General features: G+C 58.9%; 16 protein-coding genes and 3 pseudogenes. 10 read left to right on the top strand and 9 right to left on the bottom strand.

Translation table 11 applies throughout. The annotated features are described in order from the left end of the window. The 4 genes and pseudogenes from BT116_RS31515 to BT116_RS23470 all read left to right on the top strand — a co-directional run. A pseudogene (locus BT116_RS31515) lies at positions 1 to 133 on the top strand (fructose-bisphosphate aldolase); the annotation flags it as partial. A 372-nt stretch (positions 134 to 505) separates the two neighbouring features. Beyond that, entirely contained in the window at positions 506 to 1,024 is a 519-nt protein-coding gene (locus tag BT116_RS23480; RefSeq protein ID WP_072347475.1) for an isochorismatase family protein, read from the top strand. 60 nt (positions 1,025 to 1,084) lie between these two features. Continuing rightward, complete coding sequence (locus BT116_RS23475) at positions 1,085 to 1,396, top strand: isochorismate lyase (RefSeq protein ID WP_072347473.1); 312 nt, start codon at positions 1,085 to 1,087, stop codon at positions 1,394 to 1,396. A gap of 308 nt (positions 1,397 to 1,704) precedes the next feature. Next, on the top strand, positions 1,705 to 2,223 hold the full coding sequence (locus BT116_RS23470; protein WP_063321509.1) for an AidA/PixA family protein: 519 nt from the start codon (positions 1,705 to 1,707) through the stop codon (positions 2,221 to 2,223). Between the two features lie 99 nt (positions 2,224 to 2,322). Here BT116_RS23470 and BT116_RS23465 read toward each other — a convergent pair whose 3' ends face one another. From BT116_RS23465 to BT116_RS23445, 5 genes are all read right to left on the bottom strand, one after another. After that, positions 2,323 to 3,993, bottom strand: coding sequence for a hypothetical protein (locus BT116_RS23465; RefSeq protein ID WP_072347471.1), 1,671 nt, complete (start codon positions 3,991 to 3,993; stop codon positions 2,323 to 2,325). A gap of 99 nt (positions 3,994 to 4,092) precedes the next feature. Continuing rightward, positions 4,093 to 4,314 (bottom strand): formate dehydrogenase subunit delta, encoded by a 222-nt coding sequence (locus BT116_RS23460; protein ID WP_072347469.1) that lies wholly within the window; start codon positions 4,312 to 4,314, stop codon positions 4,093 to 4,095. Beyond that, complete coding sequence (gene fdhF, locus BT116_RS23455; protein WP_072347466.1) at positions 4,311 to 7,187, bottom strand: formate dehydrogenase subunit alpha; 2,877 nt, start codon at positions 7,185 to 7,187, stop codon at positions 4,311 to 4,313. The genes BT116_RS23460 and fdhF overlap by 4 nt, the downstream gene beginning before the upstream one ends. Beyond that, positions 7,184 to 8,743 carry a formate dehydrogenase beta subunit gene (locus tag BT116_RS23450; RefSeq protein ID WP_072347464.1) on the bottom strand — a complete coding sequence of 520 codons (1,560 nt, stop codon included), beginning with the start codon at positions 8,741 to 8,743 and terminating at the stop codon, positions 7,184 to 7,186. The genes fdhF and BT116_RS23450 overlap by 4 nt, the downstream gene beginning before the upstream one ends. Then, positions 8,737 to 9,219 carry a formate dehydrogenase subunit gamma gene (locus tag BT116_RS23445; protein ID WP_063321514.1) on the bottom strand — a complete coding sequence of 161 codons (483 nt, stop codon included), beginning with the start codon at positions 9,217 to 9,219 and terminating at the stop codon, positions 8,737 to 8,739. The genes BT116_RS23450 and BT116_RS23445 overlap by 7 nt, the downstream gene beginning before the upstream one ends. 1,148 nt (positions 9,220 to 10,367) lie before the next feature. On the opposite strand from BT116_RS23445, the gene BT116_RS30795 reads away from it, so the two are divergent. Next, positions 10,368 to 10,898 (top strand): hypothetical protein, encoded by a 531-nt coding sequence (locus tag BT116_RS30795; protein ID WP_139209482.1) that lies wholly within the window; start codon positions 10,368 to 10,370, stop codon positions 10,896 to 10,898. Positions 10,899 to 11,071: 173 nt separating this feature from the next. Here BT116_RS30795 and BT116_RS23440 read toward each other — a convergent pair. Further along, positions 11,072 to 11,485 (bottom strand): annotated as a pseudogene (locus BT116_RS23440) (LysR substrate-binding domain-containing protein); the annotation flags it as partial. A gap of 1 nt (position 11,486) precedes the next feature. On the opposite strand from BT116_RS23440, the pseudogene BT116_RS23435 reads away from it, so the two are divergent. After that, positions 11,487 to 11,800 (top strand): annotated as a pseudogene (locus BT116_RS23435) (alpha/beta hydrolase); the annotation flags it as partial. An 18-nt stretch (positions 11,801 to 11,818) separates the two neighbouring features. On the opposite strand, the gene BT116_RS23430 reads toward BT116_RS23435, so the two are convergent. Continuing rightward, positions 11,819 to 12,370 carry a cytochrome b gene (locus BT116_RS23430; RefSeq protein WP_072347462.1) on the bottom strand — a complete coding sequence of 184 codons (552 nt, stop codon included), beginning with the start codon at positions 12,368 to 12,370 and terminating at the stop codon, positions 11,819 to 11,821. A 280-nt stretch (positions 12,371 to 12,650) separates the two neighbouring features. On the opposite strand from BT116_RS23430, the gene BT116_RS23425 reads away from it, so the two are divergent. Further along, the gene (locus BT116_RS23425; RefSeq protein ID WP_072347460.1) at positions 12,651 to 12,812 is read left to right on the top strand and encodes a DUF2986 domain-containing protein; all 162 of its coding nucleotides are present in this window, start codon (positions 12,651 to 12,653) and stop codon (positions 12,810 to 12,812) included. 23 nt (positions 12,813 to 12,835) lie between these two features. Here the strand turns inward: BT116_RS23425 and BT116_RS23420 are convergent, their stop codons facing one another. Next, on the bottom strand, positions 12,836 to 13,552 hold the full coding sequence (locus BT116_RS23420) for a class I SAM-dependent methyltransferase (protein WP_072347481.1): 717 nt from the start codon (positions 13,550 to 13,552) through the stop codon (positions 12,836 to 12,838). Positions 13,553 to 13,758: 206 nt separating this feature from the next. Here BT116_RS23420 and arsH point away from each other — a divergent pair, with 206 nt between their 5' ends. After that, positions 13,759 to 14,493 carry an arsenical resistance protein ArsH gene (gene arsH / locus BT116_RS23415; protein WP_072347458.1) on the top strand — a complete coding sequence of 245 codons (735 nt, stop codon included), beginning with the start codon at positions 13,759 to 13,761 and terminating at the stop codon, positions 14,491 to 14,493. Positions 14,494 to 14,590: 97 nt separating this feature from the next. Here arsH and BT116_RS23410 read toward each other — a convergent pair whose 3' ends face one another. Continuing rightward, entirely contained in the window at positions 14,591 to 14,896 is a 306-nt protein-coding gene (locus tag BT116_RS23410; protein WP_072347456.1) for an NIPSNAP family protein, read from the bottom strand. A gap of 219 nt (positions 14,897 to 15,115) precedes the next feature. On the opposite strand from BT116_RS23410, the gene BT116_RS23405 reads away from it, so the two are divergent. Next, a complete protein-coding gene (locus BT116_RS23405) occupies positions 15,116 to 15,409 on the top strand; it encodes a hypothetical protein (protein WP_072347454.1) in 294 nt (97 codons plus the stop codon). 190 nt (positions 15,410 to 15,599) lie between these two features. Further along, positions 15,600 to 17,363 carry a S8/S53 family peptidase gene (locus BT116_RS23400; RefSeq protein WP_072347452.1) on the top strand — a complete coding sequence of 588 codons (1,764 nt, stop codon included), beginning with the start codon at positions 15,600 to 15,602 and terminating at the stop codon, positions 17,361 to 17,363. Positions 17,364 to 17,372 lie beyond the last annotated feature (9 nt).

Here is a 17,372-nt window from a genome sequence, read left to right as displayed (position 1 = left end):
GCTGGTCGCCTGCACCAGCCTGCGTGATTCGGCAGAGAACGACATCGCCACCATCACCAATGTCGCCCGGATCCTGGTGCAGCATGTGGCAGACGTGTTTGGCGTGATCGAACAACGCGGACTAGAAGGCTAACCACCCCCTGTGGCGAGGGGATTTATCCCCGCTGGGCTGCGAAGCAGCCCCAAAACCAGGCACCGCGCTGCAACAGGTGACCGCGCTGGCCGGTTTACGACTGCTGCGCAGCCGAGCGGGGATAAATCCCCTCGCCACAAAGTCCGTGTGCATCTACCTTTCGGAGCACCCTTGCCAAACCTGACGGCCAGAAGGTACTGTCAGGCCATGAATCATTCTCAGATGACCTCGACCACCACAACCACGACCGCCCAAAGCGGGTCGTGCGAGATGTCGTGAGTCGCTGACAAACGAATCCCAAAGGCCCGCCAGTGATGGTAAGGGCCTTTTCTTTTGCCCTTGCGTCGCTGGCCCACACGCAAGGAAAGCACCATGCACGCTCTGTTGATTCTCGATATGCAAGTTGGGTTGTTTCACGGCCCCGATACCCCCTGGGCCGGCGAAGCGTTGCTGGACACATTGAATGGCCTGCTGCTCAAGGCCCGTAGAGCTGGCGCACCGATTTTCCTGGCTCGCCACGTAGGCCCGCCTGGCTCGCCCATCGACCCTGCAAGCCCGCTGACGCAACTGGTGCAGGAACTGCAATTGGAGGGTGACGAAATCATCTTCGAAAAAAAACGCCCCAACGCCTTCACCCAGACGGGGCTGGCAGCGCGGCTAAAGGCTTGCGAGGCTGAAGGCCTGGTCATCACCGGTATGAAAACCCAGTATTGTATCGACAGCACCTGCCGAGCCGCTCGGGATCTGGGGTTCGATGCGGTATTGATCGCCGACGGTCATACCTGTTCCAACACGCCAGAATTGACGGCAGAAATGATCGTTGCTCATCACAACGCAACCCTGGCAGGCGCCTTCTGTCGTGTCGTTCGCGCTGAGGACTGGTGCTTCTAAACCCCATCAGAAGATCGGCTCACGTCGGGCCGGTCTTGTTCAACAAGCGGAGCTCACGGCATGGACCCGTTACAACCCTCACAATGCGCAAACATGGAGGACATCCGACGCGAAATCGATGCCCTCGACCAGGCGGTCATCACGCTGCTGGGCAAGCGCTATCAATACGTGCTCGCGGCCTCGAAATTCAAGACATCGGCAACTTCGGTGCAGGCACCGGAGCGTTTGAAGGCCATGTTGGCGACACGGCGCGAGTGGGCCGAGGCAGAAGGCTTGAGCCCGGATGCCATCGAGAAGATGTACAGCGACCTGGTGCATCACTTCATTGCCGAAGAGATGAAGCGCTGGACGGCGAATCAACCCCACAACTGAACTGCGGTCGGTATGGCTCCCTTCCTCCGCAGGATCAGAAGCAGTCACCGACAACGGTTGTGCGCCTTTGCCCTCTGAGACCCTCAGAAGACAACCAGAAGTCCGTTAAGAGATCGACCACGACAAAGGCAAATCAAAGGCTTGGTTGTGCTGCGCTTCGCTCCGTTTCGCCAGCGTCAAGAATTGGAAATTTGACACTACAAGGCCATCACCTATCGTTCCTCCCGAGACCGCCCCCAGGGACCGGGTGGCCCGGACACCCTTTGCAAGGGCGGTCGTCAATGTCATTACTCTCAAGGAGCAACAACATGTCTGGAGCGACCCAAACTATTGATGTGCTCGTCAACGTTGACGCCGACTACCTGCTTGCCCACCCCAACGACGTAGGCGGCGCCATTGCCATGCTGGTGACCCGCAGTGCCGTCGACAGCCATGCCACCGGCAACACCGGCGAAGGCGGCAACGAGTTGTGGTTCGATGTAAACCCCGGTGACATCATTCGTTGGCGCGCCACCACGCTGTCGCGCAACTTCGACCGCATCGCCTTGATCAAAAACGTCCTGATCGGCGACCCTCATCAGGGCGGTGATTACAAGGGCACCATCTCGACCCCGCAATCTTTCAATATCCCAGGCATTCCAGTGCCCTATCTGGACAATGGTGCCCCCGGAGGCATTGCCAAGACCGATGTGACCTATACCATCTGGCAGTCCACTGCGCTGAGCCCGGGAAAGCTCTGGTACCAAATCGTCTTCGTTCTGCTGGACCGTAACCTGAACCAGATTGGCCCAACCAACACGTGGGACCCGTACATCACCGTCAATTGACTGTTCGCTGAGTTGTAAACAACCCTGGCCGGCTTGCTATTCGCCATGACGATGCCGGCCAGGGTTGCCTATCGACGCACTTGCGCTTCCCTCTTCAACTCATGGCAACATCTCAAAGGTCGCCGTCTGGGTCACCGGGATCATCACCCCTGGCGTGGTCACGACCAATTGATACTTGCCAGTAAGCAAAGTGTTTGCAGGATAGCTGAAGCACGACACGCTGGAGGTGGACTTACCCGGAACAATAGCCACGCTCTTGATCGGCGTAGGCGCAGCAGTCCCGTTCAATTGGTAGAACGAATATTGGGGGTTGCTGACCGGCTTGGCGTGCGTAAGGCAAAACGAGTCGTTCTTGGCCGAAGGCGCGAATCGACCCTTGGCATCCAGGGGGGAAACGAAAGCTATCCCACTGCGGCTCTCTTGCTCGGCCTGCTGGGCCGCATCCAGGGCCGTCCGGGCACGTTCATAGTCGGCACTCTTCAACAGCGCACTCGTCTCTTGCCTGTTGATGTATTGGACGGCTTTCTCTGCCTCGATCAACGCACGTCGCCGTCCCCAGAGCACGTCATCGCCACCCTTGCGGACCGCAAACGACACCCAGGTCTTGCCTAGGAACGTCTCGTTCTTGCCGCGCTGTTGCAGACTGTGATTGGCGTACTCGATCTCTCCAGCCTGGATATCCTCCAACGACGCACCGTCTGGCGTGTCAGTCCAACCGCGACGCATGGCGGTGGGCACCAACATCAACGTATCCCCCAGCCAAGCCAGCGGGTTCTCTTTATTGCCACGATTCGTCAAATAGAAATAACAATTGGTGGGGGCACAGCGCTCCTGGTTGATCAGCACATAATTCCCTGGTCTGAGCGCCAAGACCGAGCCGTTATCTTCCAATGCCTCATCGTCGGGGCCAGCCACCAGATCCACGTCGATCTGCAACACAATATCGTCTTTGTTGAGGGCCAGCAGACTCTTGGCGACTTCTTTGGCAAATACTTGCTCAGCGGCTGTTATCGGATTGGCCAGGGACAATGTCTTGCTGGCCGAGCCGATAAAATCGAGAAATGCAGCGGAGTCTTCGTTCTCGCCCTGGTCGTATTCCAGTACGGTCAGTTTCATCGACAGGTGATCAGACTCAAGCTTTTTGGGGCCGTACAACAATTTATTCAGCAGGTTCGGCTTGGCGTTATCGGCGACCCCAAGGTACGGCCCAAGTACTTTGGTCACCGTTTCGCTTTTATTCTCGCCCCCCACTTCGGTGAACTCGGCAACGATCACGACTTCGTTCACCCCACCGAGATCCTTGAGGTATTTAAAGTAAGCATCCGTCAAATAGACAGCGAACACATCGCCACCGTTGCCGTTGCTGTCAGGTTTACGAATGGCGCCAGCTTTATCGGCGCTGAAGACGTCACCATCGATACGCAGGCGCTCGGCTTTCAAATTGCGGATGGCATCCTGGAATTCTTTTCTTGCTTGCTGCGTTTGTGCATCGGTAGCAGCGAGTTCGGCGGAGGTCGCCCCTTTTTTCACAAGGCCCGCGTGGGCCTCCTGGGCTTGTTGCCACTTGAGCTTTAGTGCTGCTGCATCTTCGAACTGCTTATCGACGACGGTCGAGGGACGAGCAGGTTGAACCTTGAAAAGATGCGCCGTTCCTGTTGGAACGGCGCAACCCGCGATGAAGAGTGACAATCCGCATACCCATGCGAATCGAGCGCCGAAGGCTACGCGCAACGCCTTCCCTACCTGAACCGGTGCGTTTTCGGTGAACATCCCTTTCCCCTAGTCGTTGCTGGCACAATGCCTTGTCTCGGAGAGTAGGACAGCCACCTGATCGGCGCAACGCAGATAACTTGACGCCAGTAAAACGCGCTAGGTTGTCTCCTCCGGCTCCGCCAGTGCCTCCAGCACCAGGGGGTGCAGGACGGCCCCCGGATGCATCTGCTGCCAACCCTGCAATTGCCGGCGCATGCCCGGCGTCCAGAAGCTCTTGATGTGCTGGCGCACGCCATTCACCGCCAACGCATGATCCGGCTCGCTGGCGAAATACTGGGCGATCTGGTTGGCCATCTTTATCAAGCTGTCAGAGCTCATCGACGCACCTCCGCTTTCTCGGCATGGCGACGTTCCCTGAGCAAGCGGCTTTGTTCATCACTGAAGGCCTGGTAACGCTTCTGCCATTCCGAAGGCTGGCTGACCCGCACGATCTCGACCGCGGTCACCTTGTATTCCGGGCAGTTGGTGGCCCAGTCGGAGTTGTCGGTGGTGATCACGTTGGCGCCCGATTCAGGGAAGTGGAACGTGGTGTAGACCACGCCCGGTGCCACCCGCTCGGTCACCTTCGCACGCAGCACCGTCTGCCCGGCACGACTGCCGATACCCACCCAGTCTTCGTCGACGATCCCGCGGTTCTCGGCGTCGGTTGGGTGAATCTCCAACCGGTCCTCCTCGTGCCAGGCCACGTTGTCGGTGCGTCGGGTCTGGGCGCCAACGTTGTACTGGCTGAGGATGCGTCCGGTGGTCAGCAGCAGTGGATAGCGGCTGTTGACCTTTTCCTCGGTGGGCACGTAGCCGGTGAGCATGAAACGGCCCTTGCCACGCACGAACTGATCGATGTGCATGGTTGGCGTGCCGTCCGGCGCGGCATCGTTGCAAGGCCATTGCAGGCTACCGTGACGATCCAGTTCGGCGTAGCTGACGCGGCTGAAAGTCGGCGTCAGGCGGGCGATTTCATCCATGATTTGCGAAGGATGGGTGTAGTGCATCTTGTAGCCCAGGGCGTCGGCCAGGGCGATGGTGGCCTCCCAGTCGGCCTTGCCGGCCAGTGGATCCATCACCTTGCGAACGCGGGAGATGCGACGTTCAGCGTTGGTGAAGGTGCCGTCCTTCTCAAGGAACGAGCTGCCCGGCAGGAACACGTGGGCGAACTTGGCCGTCTCGTTGAGGAAGATGTCCTGGACAATCACGCATTCCAAAGCGGACAGCGCGGCCGTCACATGTTGGGTATTGGGGTCGCTCTGGGCGATGTCCTCGCCTTGGCAATAAAGCGCCTTGAAGGTGCCGTCCAGCGCGGCCTCGAACATGTTCGGAATACGCAGGCCCGGGTCGGGTTGCAGGGTCACGTTCCACGCCTGTTCGAACTGGGCGCGTACGGTTTCGTTGGAAACGTGCCGGTAGCCGGGCAGTTCGTGGGGGAACGAACCCATGTCGCAGGAGCCCTGGACGTTGTTCTGTCCACGCAGCGGGTTCACTCCGACACCTTCGCGACCGATGTTGCCGGTGGCCATGGCCAGGTTGGCAATGCCCATGACCGAGGTGCTGCCCTGGCTGTGTTCGGTGACACCAAGACCGTAGTAGATGGCGGCATTGCCGCCGGTGGCGTAGAGCCGTGCCGCGGCGCGGATCTGCTCGGCAGGCACGCCACACACCGGGCCCAGGACCTCGGGGGAGTTTTCCGGCAGGCTGACGAAATCGCGCCAGCGCGCGAAGTCCGCCGCCTCGCAGCGAGCTTCGACAAAAGGCAGGTCAATCAAGCCTTCGGTGGCAATCACATGGCCCAACGCGTTGAGCATGGCCACGTTGGTGCCCGGACGCAGTTGCAAGTGCAGCTCGGCACGGGCGTGAGGCGAATCCACCAAGTCGATGCGCCGCGGGTCGATGACGATCAGCCGTGCGCCCTGGCGCAGGCGGCGCTTGAGCTGGGAGCCGAACACCGGGTGCGCGTCAGTCGGGTTGGCGCCCATCACCAGGATGACGTCGGCTTTCATCACCGAGTCGAAATTCTGGGTGCCGGCGGACTCGCCCAAGGTCTGCTTGAGGCCGTAACCGGTAGGCGAATGGCACACACGGGCACAAGTATCGACGTTGTTGTTGCCGAACGCGGTGCGCACCAGTTTCTGCACCAGGTAGGTTTCTTCGTTGGTGCAGCGGCTGGAGGTGATGCCGCCGATGGAGTCACGCCCGTACTTGAGCTGGATGCGGCGCAGCTCGCTGGCGGCGTAGGTGACCGCCTCATCCCAACTGACTTCCTGCCACGGGTCATCGATATGCTTGCGGATCATCGGCTTGGTGATGCGGTCCGGGTGCGTAGCGTAGCCCCAGGCGAAGCGGCCCTTGACGCAGGAGTGGCCGTGGTTGGCCTGGCCGTTCTTGTCCGGAACCATGCGCACCAGTTGTTCGCCTTTCATCTCGGCGCGGAACGAGCAACCCACGCCGCAGTAGGCGCACGTGGTAATGACGCTGCGCTCCGGCTGGCCGATCTCCACGACGCTCTTGTCGATCAGGGTCGCCGTCGGGCACGCCTGCACGCAGGCGCCGCAGGAAACGCACTCGGAATCGAGGAAGTTGTCACCGCCGGCCGCTTCCACCCGGGAATCGAAGCCGCGTCCGGTAATCGTCAGGGCGAAGGTGCCCTGGATTTCCTCGCAGGCACGCACGCAGCGGTTGCAGACGATGCACTTGCTCGGGTCATAGTCGAAATACGGGTTGGAAACGTCCTTGGCCTCAGCCAGGTGGTTGGCGCCTTCGTAGCCGTAACGCACTTCGCGCAGGCCCACCTGCCCCGCCACGGTCTGCAATTCGCAGTTGCCATTGGCCGGGCATGTCAGGCAGTCCAGCGGGTGGTCGGAAATGTACAGCTCCATGACGTTGCGCCGCAGCGTGGCGAGCTTGGAGGTTTGCGTGCGCACCACCATGCCTTCGGTCACCGGCGTGGTGCAGGACGCGGGATAGCCGCGCATGCCGTCGATCTCCACCAGGCACATGCGGCAGGAACCGAACGCCTCCAGGCTGTCGGTGGCGCAGAGTTTGGGGATGGTGGTGCCGAGCAAGGCCGCGGCACGCATGACCGAGGTGCCGGAGGCGACGCTGATTTCACGCCCGTCGATGGTCAGGCTGACCTGCACGTCGCTTTCACGCGCCGGGGTGCCCAGGTCGATGTCGGTGCTGGGATCGAAGATGTTGATCATTGGTCGGCCTCCGTGGTCGCCAGACCGAAGTCGGCGGGGAAATGCTTGAGGGCGCTGGCGACAGGGTAGGACGTCATCCCACCGAGGGCACAGAGCGAACCGTATTGCAGGGTGTCGCACAGATCCTGCAACAGCAGGGCTTGTTCCTGACGAGCACCGGCTTCGGTGCTGGCGATCAAGCGATCCACCACTTCCACCCCGCGGGTGGAGCCGATCCGGCACGGCGTGCACTTGCCGCAGGATTCCTCGGCGCAGAACTGCAAGGCGAACCGGGCCATCTGGGCCATGTCCAGGCTGTCGTCGGCGACCACCACACCACCATGGCCAAGCATCGCGCCCATGGCGGCGAACGCCTCGTAGTCCAGCGGCGTATCGAATTGCGAAGGCGGCACCCAGGCCCCCAACGGCCCACCCACTTGCGCGGCTTTCAGGGGGCGACCGCTGGCGGTACCGCCGCCGTAGCCTTCCACCAGTTCACGCAGGCTCAGGCCGAAGGCGCGCTCCACCAGACCGCCCTGACGGACGTTGCCGGCCAGTTGGAACGGCATCGTGCCCAGGGAACGGCCCATGCCGAAGTCGCGATAGAACTGCGCGCCCTTCTCCAGGATGATCGGCACCGAGGCCAGGGTCACCACGTTGTGCACCAGCGTCGGCAGCCCGAACAGGCCTTGAATCGCTGGCAGTGGCGGCTTGGCGCGAACCGTGCCGCGCTTGCCCTCGAGGGATTCGAGCAGTGCGGTTTCTTCGCCACAGATATAGGCGCCCGCCCCGACACGAACCTCAATGTCAAAGGTGCGGCCGCTACCGCTCACGTTCGCCCCCAGATAGCCGGCGTCGCGAGCAATGCGCAACGCATCGTTCAGGGTACTGATGGCGGCCGGGTATTCCGAACGCACGTAGATGTAGCCCATCGTCGCGCCTACGGCGAGGCCGGCGATGATCATGCCTTCAATCAGCAGGAAGGGGTCGCCCTCCATCAACATGCGGTCGGCGAAGGTGCCGGAGTCGCCTTCATCGGCGTTACACACCACATACTTCTGTGCCCCCACGGCATCGCGCACCGTGCGCCACTTGATGCCCGCCGGGAACGCCGCACCGCCCCGACCGCGCAGGCCGGAATCGAGCACGCTGGCGACCACGTCAGCGCCATCCTTCTGGATGGACCGGGCCAGGCCCTGGAAACCGCCCTGGGCACGGTAATCGTCCAGGGACAGCGGTTGTGTGATGCCGGCGCGCGCGAAGAGCAGGCGCTGCTGGCTCTTGAGATAGGGAAGCTCCTCCACCGGCCCCAGGGCCAGCGGATGGCTGCCGGGATCGCCTGCCAGCGCATCCAGCAGGCCCGGCACATCGGCCGGTGTGACAGGGCCAAAGCCCAACCGGACGCCGGCGCTTTCAAGCTCCACCAACGGTTCCAGCCAATAGAGGCCACGGGAACTGGTGCGCAACACCGTCAACGGCAGCTGTCGACGCTCAGCCTCAAGGGCCAACGCATCGGCCACCTTGTCCGCGCCCACGGCACGGGCTACCGAATCGCGGGGGATACAGAGCGTCAGCATGCGCCCTCCTCCCTGCAATCATTGACCAACTGACGCAGACGCTCAGGCGTGATCCGCGCATGCAACTCCCCGTCCAGCTCCAGGGCCGGCGAACAGACGCAGGCGCCCAGGCAATAGACCGGCCGCAGGCTGATGCTTCCATCGGCGCTGGTACCGTGATCGTCCAGCGCCAATTGCTCGCGCAACTGCGCAGCCAGGGTCTCGGCGCCCATGCTCTTGCAGGACTCGGCCCGGCACAGGCGCAGGGTATGGCGCGCCGGCGGCGTGGTGCGGAAATCGTGGTAGAAGCTGATGACCCCGCGCACTTCAGCCTGGCTGAGGTTGAGGGCGTGGGCAATCTCCGGGACGGCGCTGTCGGGGACATACCCGCAGCCTGCCTGGATGGCATGGAGAATAGGCAGCAAGGCACCGGGGGTGTCCTTTTCGCGCGCAAGCACGCTGTGGATCAAAGGCAGGTGAAGCGTCTCATCGGGCATAAACGTACCTCGGCATCTCGAACGACACCACCGCATAGCGGCAGCCGTCCGGAGTCTTGGCTGCGGCGCTCGGCCCACGTCACGGTCGCGTGGCACATCCGATCGCCATTCTCGCTCTCCGGCCAGGTGTCTTTGGCGCATCTGGTCCGGGGCATCCTCACAGCTTGCCACTCCCGGGGGCTGGCGATTGCACATGGACGACGAAACGTGTTCTGAAAGCGACTAGGCGTGAAAAGTTGCCCTGCGTCCGCGGGAAGTCAAATACACAAGTGAGTGTAGGCGACCCGCAGCGATCGGTGGCTATTGGTCGTTTTCCTGACTGGCAGCGTGGCGAGTGCTTTGTGGGATCACAACATAAGGTTACAAACACACTATATATGTATCGTTTTCACAGCGTCGCTCCAAGAGATCATCAAGGGAGTTTAAAACCTAAAAAACCGCAAGGACGCCCAATGTTACCCAAAATACTCGCCTCATACTCTCTGTCACTCTCACTGCTTGCCACTAGCTTTAACACAACAGCAGAGGAATATTATTGGCATATTCAACCGGAAGCTTGGGATTGGCAGGGACCGCAGAAAAATCATCTATCCCCAGAACAAGCCTGTCGATTTCTGCACGAAAACACTGAGTACGAAATGTATGAATACGGCTCTGCCACTCCCACCTTATCCGGGGCGCCGGGCCGAGCCGGTCTATTCTTAGGAGGACAACTGAACCCCGACGGAACACTTTGCGCCTATGGCGGACTTATGGGCGGCATTCCGGGACCTAACTACAGCACTGGTCCCATAGAGTACTAAACAATGATCGCATACATTTTTTCAATACTGGGTCTGACTTATATAAGCCTGATGATAACGGCGTATCCACATGCCAAAAAGGGCCAAGGCATTGTAGTGGCCGGACCATGGTGGTGCCTCTATAAGAGCAGCTATAAAGAAAGCGTTGGAAATCTCTGCACTTTTGGCAGAATCATCCTAGGACTCGACCTAATCCTTCTTACTTATATTTACTTATAGCGATACAAAATAATAACCAAGCGGACATATGCGCAGCCAAGGGCAACAACTCTCCTGAAAACCGCCCCAAAAGCTGCATGACATTTCTTAACAATGGAATTTTAAGGACAGAGGCAAGCTCTGAAGGTGCGCACTATTAATACCATTCTTAAACTGTCGAAAACAACAGCAGCACTAATTGCTTTGGTGACTGTGGTTTTTGCTGTCATCGGACTCAAATACCAAGAACCCGTGAACATTGAACGGGCTTGCGAGAACTCTCGACCTCCGCTAGTAAACAACTTCAACAGCTGCAGCCTTGTTGATCAAGCATTGGATTTCCTTGAAGCAGAAGGCTACAAACCTGTACTCCTAGAAAGCTCAGAAAAAAACAGCGGCCTTCTTCGAAAAAAATTCTCTTTAAAAATATTTGAAGTGTCCAACTACAAAATGAACAATAGCACCGGCCCTGCGCAATTCAGTTTTATAAACGGACGATTATTTGCCATATCCTACTTTCCGAAAGCATCAGACGCCGTATTCGAAAGGCATCCAGCAAGTAAATCCGAGACGCTGACTGTAAAACACCTGACCAACCACCAGGGATTGAAATACATATCATGGTCAAACAATCACCTTGAAATCTATATCACTTGGTGGATATCGAGATTCTCATGAGGGCTAGCACGTGAGTTACTAAACGTTACGGCTTGCCCCAAGCCGTAACGTTTCTTTAGAGGTATTTGAGCGCCCGGTTTAAAGCGATTACTTGAAAGCCGTACCCGTGAATCAGCGCTGCCTGAACGAGCAAGACATACGCCGGATCCGCTTATTTGAACCGGCACTCGTCCTTAATGGGCTTGGCGCAATGCGTTGGCAACCAACGTAAATGCAGGCGAAGGTTGCCGCCGGCTGGGATAGTACAAATAGTAGCCTGAAAACGGTGGGCACCAATCTTCCAGCACGCGCACCAGCCGGCCTTCTTGCAGGTACGGTTCAAACTCTTCTTCAGGCAGGTAAGCAACGGTCAGCCCGGCCACTGCCGCCTGCACGATATGAGTCGACGCGTTGAAAATGAGCTGGCCGTCAACTCACACGCTCACCTGCTTGCCTCGACGCTCAAAGTCCCAGACATAGAACCCGTCTGATGTTTGCATGTGCTGGTTGATACACCGATGGCTCATCAGATCGTGGAGGGCCTTGGGAATGGCGTGGGCAGCGAAGTACGCTTGCGAAGCGACGACAGCCATCCGCAATGGAGGGCCTCGCACCCCGCGCGGTGAGTTCACGCCATCGAGCTCGTCCAAAGACCTACCACGCACCCGACGCTGACAAGCAACGTCAAGTTCATGAATTTTTATCCCCTCAATGACATCGAAACCATTTCGCCTCATCCGATGTTATTCATTGCTGGCGCCGATGCGCACTCCAGGGAGTTCAGCGAGGAGGCTTACAAGCTCGCCGGTCAACCCAAGGAACTTGTCATCATTCCCGGGGCAGGCCATGTCGATCTTTATGATCGGATCGACCTCATTCCGTTCGATAAGCTGACGAGCTTCTTCCAGAGCCATCTGAGATGACAAGGGACGGGAAAGTGGTCAAGAGCGGTTTCGCCCCGGCAGCATCCGGACCAGGGTATTGTCACCCACCCAATAATGATGGAACAGCCCCGCCGCCGCATGCAGGCCGATGAGCCAGTAGCCACTGCTGCCGAGTAACTCGTGCCAATACTTGAGCTGTTTGGCCAAATCGGGATCCACCGCCGCGGGAGCCGGCAAGAAGAACCCGAAGTACGGTACGGGCTTACCGCCGGCGGCCAGCATCAACCAGGCCAGCAGGGGTGTCGCGATCATCAGGCCATACAAGGCCGCATGCATCAGGTGGGATACACCCGTCTGCCAGGCTGGCGGCGCGGGTGTGATGGACGGGCGTGGTGTCAAGCGCCCGAACAGACGAACCCAAACCAGTGCAAAGATGCTCAGCCCGAAGAGCCCGTGAAGCCCCAGGAACAGGCTTCGCCCGGTGCTGCCACGGGGCAACCAACCCTTGATCTCGATGCAGGCATACACACCGACGAACAGCGCCAGCATCAACCAGTGCAGGGTGATCGACAGTTTTCCATAACGGTTTACGGCAACATCGCGGGTCATGACACGCCTCGTGAAAGTCTGACGGCTGCCGACTCATTCGCAGCCTCGATCCGGTCGCTGGGAACCGATGCTGCCAACTTGCAGGCAAAGTCTTAAGGCAGTCTGAAGAGCGACATTTCCAAGAAGTTTTTGACCTTCAAACTTCGGCGATCCGGTTAAAGGCCCCAAATGACTCGATCATTATCGAGCGCCGCGTGAAGTCCATAGCCAAGTCAGGAACAAGCCTGGAAAAACGGAAAGCTGATACCATCCTGGAAATTGACATGCTGAGCAGAACACCATGAATCGCCGCAAGAAAATAAACCAGCTATTGAAGGCTAACGCCAAAAAAGCCAGTGCCAAGCTGGCCCCCAAAAACAAGACTCCCTACATCAGCAAAGCCGACCGATTGAAACTGGCGGCTGAAGCCAGCGACGCCCCCATCACGCCGCCGGAAAGCTGATCCACGTTGCTGAAGTTCCATCCTCAGGCCGTTTTGCACGTTAACCAGGCGCTCCAGAAAAGACTGCTGAAGAACCGGGTAGCACTGCCGAATCCTGCATCACTCAACAGTTTTTGAACCGCAGCCTCGGAATGTGGAGGATCGGCGCCTTGAAGAATCTTGCCAAGCTTGACTGTCACTTCTTCCGGGCTGGCGCCATGCTGTCGCCACCGTTGCCCCCAGGCCGCGAGCAGTAACGGTTGACTGGCATACGCATATTGGTTCCCGGCGACAATCAGCGGCGCCCCCGGCTTTAGGTGTGCCTGGATGGACCGCAATATTTTCGACTTGGCTTCATCCCCATCGAGATGATGGAGTACACCGATCAAGGTGGCAGCATCGTACGATCCGTTGGCTACCAGGTCTTCAACGTGCCCAAGATGCAGGGCGGTTCTTCCGAGCAAGTTGTTTGCGGCTAATTGCTGCTTCGCGGCCTCCAGCATAGGTTCGGAGGGGTCGATGGCAGTGAAGCGCCAACCCGGCTCCAACCTGGCCATTGCAATGATCTCTTGCGCCGTACCGCCGGCGCCCACCACCAGTATTTTCGCCGAGCCCACATTCCCAAGGGTCGCCGCCAGCATGCACGCCGCCAGGTCCTGGCAGGCGTCGTATCCAGCGAGCGCAATGCGGCTCTGCCGGCCGTACTCGTTGGCCCGTGAGGTATCAAATTTTTCCGCTGAATTAAACGAGGATGATTTCAAAGCGCAGTTCTCCATGTGCTGAAATCAAACTACGCCTCGCTTAGGAATAATAAAAATTCATTAATTTTATGCTCAGCATTCCCATAAGGAATATCGTTTTCCATCGGCAGAATTTTGCGCGGCCAGCCAATTGCGACTTGCGATAAACATATGGAAATACGAATATGCTTTTTTCCATATGTTCTGGACCGAATTGGAGCTGTGTAATGACTGAATTCTCCAGCGAAACCCCGCATGACTTCCCAAATCTCGACCTGTCACTCTTCGATGTACCCACAGCGGAAAAACTCGCAAAGGGCGCAGAACCAGAACATAAACCGCGCATACTTTTACTGTATGGATCAACCCGCGAGCGCTCTTTCAGTCAGTTGCTGACCCGCGAAGCGGCGCGCCTGCTGGAGCTCATGGGCGCCGAAACCGCGATCTTCGACCCGTCCGGGCTGCCATTGCCGGACGATGCGCCCGTCGATCACCCCAAGGTGCAGGAACTGCGCGACCTGGTGATGTGGTCGGAAGGCCAGGTCTGGTGCTCGCCAGAACGCCACGGTTCGATGTCGGCGGTGTTCAAGGCACAGATCGACTGGATCCCGCTGGCGCTGGGCGCGGTTCGTCCTTCCCAAGGCAAGACATTGGCGGTGATGCAGGTATGCGGCGGCTCACAATCGTTCAACACGGTGAACCAACTTCGTGTGCTGGGGCGTTGGATGCGCATGGTCACGATCCCCAATCAATCTTCCGTCCCCAAAGCCTTCCTTGAGTTCGACGAAGCCGGGCGGATGAAGCCATCGCCCTATTACGACCGGGTCGTCGATGTCATGGAGGAGCTGATGAAGTTCACCTTGCTGGTGCGCGGCAGAGAAACCTATTTGGTCGACCGCTACTCCGAGCGCAAGGAAAGCGCCGAAGCGCTCTCCAAACGCGTTAACCAGAGGTCTATCTAGGTGCAGCGATAGTGATAGGTTCTTCGGTGGGATGTAGAACTTTAACGGACGTTGGTTCATGGCTTGAAATCTGGCATTGATTCAAGCATCCACCCGCTCAATCCAGGACAGGGCGCAGGAAACTACGCTCATAACTCAGAATGAATCGTTGTTCCGTCGCCTGGGTCACCAATTCAACGCACGCTGGATCCTGTTCGGCTTTCCTTCGATAGTTTTCGTAACCGGCCAGGCTGGCAAAGCTGAACAGGCAGTAGGCGATGTTGTTGGCGCCTTCGGCGGGGAGAAAGTAGCCATGATGGACGCCCCCCATTCGGGTCACCACTTCGATCCATTGGCGCGAGTAGCTCTCGAAAGCTGGGATCTGGTAGGGGTCAATGACATACCTGACATGGCAAGTAATCATGGGCACAATCCTTTGAAAACTAAAAAAAACGGATTCTACACAGGATACGAGGCATGTCGTCGATGATTGCCATTGGCCGAACAACTTCTTCGCTCGCTCCCTCTCATCACCCGGGTCAGTATTCCCCTGCCATGATCGAGCGCTCAAAAAACAAATGCGGCGCTTGCTATCGCAGTGCCTGACACCCGCGATCAAATCATCAACCCGGATCGAAACACCATGGATGAACGCCAAGCAACCATCAAGAACAAGATCCACGCCGTGGTGACGAGCGGCGAATCCGACGAGATTACCTATCGGTCAGAGTGGCTCGGTTACCTGCCCTTCCCGGTTTTCCGATGGATTGAATATCAGGGTGAAAGCTTTTCCAGCGATTTCCCCTTTGATTGGACCCTTGAGGATCTGGCGAGTCTTGAGTGCACAGGGTTCTTGGAAACACTGGAAGCTTATGAAAACCCGGAAGACAGTTTTGATCGGGATATCAGGTATCGCGTTCATGTTGGGCGCGGGTAACGGTTGGCTGGCAAAATGGAAAATTCGAGGAAAGGGAACATGATCGAGCTCGCGCAGCAAGCAGGTGTTGAAGTACGCCTCGATAGCTTCTGAACGAAGAGGCGTCATCGCTGGATAACGTTATCCCGCTGAACAAAGCGAGCAAGGTAACAGTCGGAGCAACAAGACCCTCGGCAAAGAAAGCTGGCTCATGCCCCTACGATCCGCTGCCCTCGCTACGTTGTTCTCTTTGGCTGCCAGCGCGGCGGTCGCAGTGCCTGAACCGCTGCGCCTGGAAAGCCTGAAACGCTGCGGCGACTTGCTGCAAAGCCAGCACCAGGACTGGTGCCTGACCGTACGCGGACTGGGCAACGCAACGCCGCAACTGAAACTGGGCGCCAAGGTGATACCGGCAGACACGATCCAACGCGAAGGGGACAACCTGCGCTTGCGCCTGGACAGCACCGGCTACCAGAGTGGCCCGCTCTCGCTGCAGGACGGCCCACGCGCCAGCAATGCCGCCTGGCTGACGTTGCGCAACAGTCATGTACTGGCCGCCGGAGCGCACGAAGTAGCGAAGAACATGGATGGCCTGACCACCTACCTCGACTTGGTCAGCGTGCTGATCGAGGAAGACCGTGACGGCCGCCAGGAAGCCGAGCGCCTGGCCCGCAAGTATGAGGCAACGGTGGTCGGCAGCATCGCGCCGCTGAACCTGTACCAACTTCGCCTGCCGGCCAAGGACCTGGTGCAGCGTGACGCCCTCGTGTTGCGCCTGGGCAGCGAGACCAGCGTGGACGCCGTGGTCATCGAAGAGTCCTCGGCCGAAGAAACCGAGCAAGCCGCAGCCCATCCGGAACCGAAGAAGCCTGCACTGGACTCCGATGAGTGGGCCGCGAATCGCTTCCTCGACGCGGTGAATTATTACCAACGACGCATCCCCGCACGACAGCCGCCCATCCAGCCGCAACCGGTACGCATCGGCCTGATCGAGCGTGATGTGGATTTCGACACGACGGATTTCGCAGACTACCTCGGCGCCTGCTCACCGCCGCGCACCTGTGTCTACGCCCGCGATGCAGACAAACCGGACAACCATGGCACAACCGTCGCCGGCATTCTCGCCGCGCGCTGGGATGACAACGGCAACACTGGTTTTCTCCGTGGCCTGGACAAAGCCAGCGGCGGCTTCGAGGTCATCGTCGAGCGTAATTCCGATGCCGGGATCACCGCCAATATCGCCGCCTCCGTCAACCTCGTGGAGGACGGTGTGCGCGTGCTCAACTGGAGCTGGGGCATCCACCGCGTCGGCGCCAAAGACATCAAAGGCGATGACGTCGACTCGCTGCTGCGCTCGGGCATCGCAATGGGCGGATACGAGGAGTTGCTGGAGGAGTTCTTCCTCTGGCTGCGCAAGGAACATCCGGACGTCATCGTGGTGAACTCCGCCGGCAATGGCGCTTCGTTCTCGGGCAGCGACGAATACCGCCTGCCCTCCTCCTTCATCACCGAACAATTGCTGGTGGTCGGCGGGCACCAACGCAGCGAACATACCGGCGTCGCCGTCGACGACCCCGCCTATGCCGTCAAGCGCAGTTCCTCGAACATCGACATGCGCGTCGACATCACCGCCGCCGCATGCGCCCATGCCTCGACGACCAACGCCGACCAGCAAGGCGCAGTGCATTGCGGCACGTCCTACGCCACGCCCATGGTCGCGGGACTGCTGGCGGCGATGCTGTCCATCAACCCGCAACTGCAACCCGAGCAACTGCGCATGCTGCTACGCCGCAGCGCCATGACCATCGGCGACAACCACGACTTCGAACAGATGGACGCCGAAGACCTCACCGCGCCCATCCTGCCGTCGGAGCGTCGCTATCGACTCAACGACAAAGACGTCGGCCGCTCAGCGCGACTGGACATGCAAAAGGCCCTGGACCTGGCCGCACAAAGCCGCGACCGCGTGCGTTGAAAGCCAAGG

It is taken from the genome of Pseudomonas sp. NFACC16-2, assembly GCF_900119205.1.
Lineage (GTDB): Bacteria > Pseudomonadota > Gammaproteobacteria > Pseudomonadales > Pseudomonadaceae > Aquipseudomonas > Aquipseudomonas fluorescens_Q.
This window is presented reverse-complemented; position numbering and strand designations above follow the sequence as displayed.